General features: G+C 41.4%; 4 protein-coding genes. All 4 read left to right on the top strand.

Features of this window, described 5'->3' with window-relative positions; translation table 11 throughout:
- Positions 1–59: 59 nt before the first annotated feature.
- Positions 60–1,121 carry a TIR domain-containing protein gene (locus tag LZU85_RS20590; protein ID WP_237288415.1) on the top strand — a complete coding sequence of 354 codons (1,062 nt, stop codon included), beginning with the start codon at positions 60–62 and terminating at the stop codon, positions 1,119–1,121.
- 120 nt (positions 1,122–1,241) lie between these two features.
- The gene (locus tag LZU85_RS20585; protein ID WP_045597916.1) at positions 1,242–1,697 is read left to right on the top strand and encodes a hypothetical protein; all 456 of its coding nucleotides are present in this window, start codon (positions 1,242–1,244) and stop codon (positions 1,695–1,697) included.
- Between the two features lie 159 nt (positions 1,698–1,856).
- Positions 1,857–2,396 (top strand): histidine phosphatase family protein, encoded by a 540-nt coding sequence (locus tag LZU85_RS20580; protein ID WP_237288413.1) that lies wholly within the window; start codon positions 1,857–1,859, stop codon positions 2,394–2,396.
- 135 nt (positions 2,397–2,531) lie between these two features.
- Positions 2,532–2,858, top strand: a 327-nt coding sequence (locus tag LZU85_RS20570; RefSeq protein WP_237288411.1) for an NUDIX domain-containing protein, incomplete at its 3' end; no start/stop codon positions are given.

Below are 2,858 nucleotides of genomic sequence, written 5' to 3'. Positions count from 1 at the left end.
GGTCTCACCTTACCCTGATTCGTTAGTTATTATCCATACAAGGCGTTCAAGTGGGATTCATGCCGCGTGGCATTTTTTGGTATGCAGTGAGTTTCAGTGGTGAAAGTGGTCTGCGGGAAGTTGGTTTATGCGGCATTCACCCCTTAACGCGGCGTTATAACGCAGGGATGATTTTAAAACCATATGGGCAGCTATTCTGTTATCATTCGACAAATTGCAGTTATCATCTCAAGGCGTTAATAGTGGAAAAAAAGATATTTTATTCATGGCAATCTGACTTGCCTAACAAATCTAATCGTGGCTTTATAAGTGATGCTTTAGAGAAAGCTATCAAACAACTTAAAGCCGATGACTCTTTTGCAATGACTCCCTTCTTAGACCGAGACACTCAAGATGAGTTGGGTTCTCCAGATATCGTGCATACAATCTTCAATAAAATAGAAGGAAGCGACGTATTCGTATGCGATATATCATTTATAAACAGTGGCTTAAAAGGAACTACCCGACTAGTACCGAACCCTAATGTAATATTAGAGCTGGGTTATGCAATTGGTACTTTGGGATGGAAGAAAATTATTTTAGTGATGAACACTCATTTTGGTGGTGCGGAGCATCTTCCTTTCGATTTACGTGGTCGTAGGGTTTTGACTTATCACCTTGATCCCGAGTCAGTAAATAAGGCTGAGGTGAGAAATAAAGTATCTTCAATCTTCACTGAATCTATTAAAGGCATACTGAATCACTTTGCATCTCCAGAACTGACTAGAAATACACCAAGTGACACAATGAGGAACAATGAACCTGAACTAGAAGATGAGTATGAGAGTCGTGTAGGTGCAATGCTGGACACAATAAGCTCGCTTCCATACTTAGAAGATCGAAGTAAGGCACTATCTGGGGCTGTTGAAAAACTGATAGACAAAGGTGATTTGGACAACGCCTATCGTTTTGCGGAAGAAATACCGTATCTAGAAGATAAAAGTAAAGCGTTGTCTAGGATAGCCGAAATGAGCATTAGTCAAAACAAGTTTAGTCTAGCGCAGAAAGTCGCAAAGCAAATTCCTTATTTGGAAGACAAAAATAAAATGCTAGCCAAAGTAGCTTCAGCTATTGCGTTATAACAAAGCATTTAAGAGTGATTCGCAACGCTTGGCAGTTTCGCTGCGCTCAAGTATAGCCAAGCGCTGCTCACACCTTAATGCGGCGTTAGGTGCCAATGCGAATAGGAGAAATATGTGTTTATGAAATTTATCGATAGCTTTATCTCATGGTTAATTACATTGTGCTCTCGAAATACATTCGAATCTCCTCGGCTATTGGTGAAATCGTATCTGATCGATTATAAAGACTGGAACGACAAAGCATATAAACTAACAAAATCGGAAGTTAAGCACAGTGGTGGTGCAATGCAACTCGCCAGCGAGTTATATACAAAGAATATACTATCTAAATATTGTCAGTCAGACTTTGTTGGTGAGCCAATAGCATTTGGATCTGAGTCATCTCATGACCCAGAGAATGAAACTATCGTAACAGAAGAAATGATAGAAAACAGAGCGATAATCACTACAAAGCATACTGACAGCACAGGTTTTGTAGCGGACTATGAGTATAGGATGAAAAAAAGTAATAATGGTAAGTGGTTCCTAGAAGCCGTTGATTATGTCGATTCAGACGGAAAGTACCCGGGATTGTAAGCACCTAACAAACTGTTCAAGAGGGATTCGCAACGCGTAGCATTTTTACTATGCGTTGGTTTAAGTGATTAAGGTGGTATGCGGCTGCTTTTGTATTGCGTTGCTCACCCCTTAACAGGGCGTTAGCCCAATTCGGTAAAAATGGAGATTCAGGGACGAATGGAAGTTGTATTTGTAAGGCATGGAGTGCCTGACTACTCGTTATCTGACGAGCGAAAAATGAGCCAGCTTGAAAAAGATTATGCTCCTTTACATCGAGAGCACATCCATGAGTTGCGAGCTGTTGCTCAAGAAATTCAGCTCGAGAAAGCAGAAGTTATCATCTCTTCACCTTATACAAGAGCACTACAAACTGCCGAAATCATTAATCGTAAACTCGGTTTAGAACTCTTTGTTGAACATGACCTACGAGAGTGGCGAGCGGACTTGGATGGTGGTTATGTAGATCTTCAAGAAAGAGATCGCCGTTGGCATGAGTATCGCGCTTCGCTAAAAAATAATGCGGAGCCCAATAATGTTCCGTATGAGTCTTGGATAGCGCTTAGAAATCGTGCAGAAAGTGTGTTATCACGATACACGCATTATTCTAAGGTAATCGTCGTTTCGCATTTTAATGTGTTTGAAAGTTTGGCTGGCTACCAAGACAACGGTATTGGTTGCGGAAGCTATCGTACGCTAACGTTGGGTAAATTGGGCTAACAAACTGCTTAAGAGGGATTCGCAATGCGTGGCATTTTTGGTATGCGGTGAGTTTTGTGATTAAGTTGGTGTGCGGTAGCTTTTGTAGTGCATTGCTCACCCCTTAGCAGGGCGTTATATGCACGGGAGAGTTCAGTGGAAGAAAGAATCCGAAAAAGGGAAGTAAAAGTCTGCCCTGTAGTGCTCAGAAAATCAGGAAACTATCGTGAGTTACTGTTGTTTGAACATCCATTAGCTGAGGTTCAACTTGTTAAAGGAACACTAGAGCCGTCGGATATTTCTATCGAAAGTGCCGCTTTGAGAGAACTGGAAGAAGAATCTGGGTTATCTAATGTATCAAGTGCTCACTATCTCGACTGCTGGGAAAGCGGTTTTCAAAATCAACTGTGGCATTTTGTGCTTTGCGAAATAGACCAAGAACTACCGAATAGCTGGAGTTTCTTTACTCAAGATGACGGTGGG

This window comes from Vibrio floridensis (genome assembly GCF_021852965.1).
Taxonomy (GTDB): domain Bacteria; phylum Pseudomonadota; class Gammaproteobacteria; order Enterobacterales; family Vibrionaceae; genus Vibrio; species Vibrio floridensis.
Note: the sequence above shows the minus strand (reverse complement) of the source record. Positions and strands in the feature narration are given on the sequence as shown.

Bases quoted from the DNA above. Each gene is read 5' to 3' on its own strand.
- LZU85_RS20590 (WP_237288415.1), top strand. From the start codon at position 60: ATGCCGCGTGGCATTTTTTGGTATGCAGTGAGTTTCAGTGGTGAAAGT.
- LZU85_RS20585 (WP_045597916.1), top strand. From the start codon at position 1,242: ATGAAATTTATCGATAGCTTTATCTCATGGTTAATTACATTGTGCTCT.
- LZU85_RS20580 (WP_237288413.1), top strand. From the start codon at position 1,857: ATGGAAGTTGTATTTGTAAGGCATGGAGTGCCTGACTACTCGTTATCT.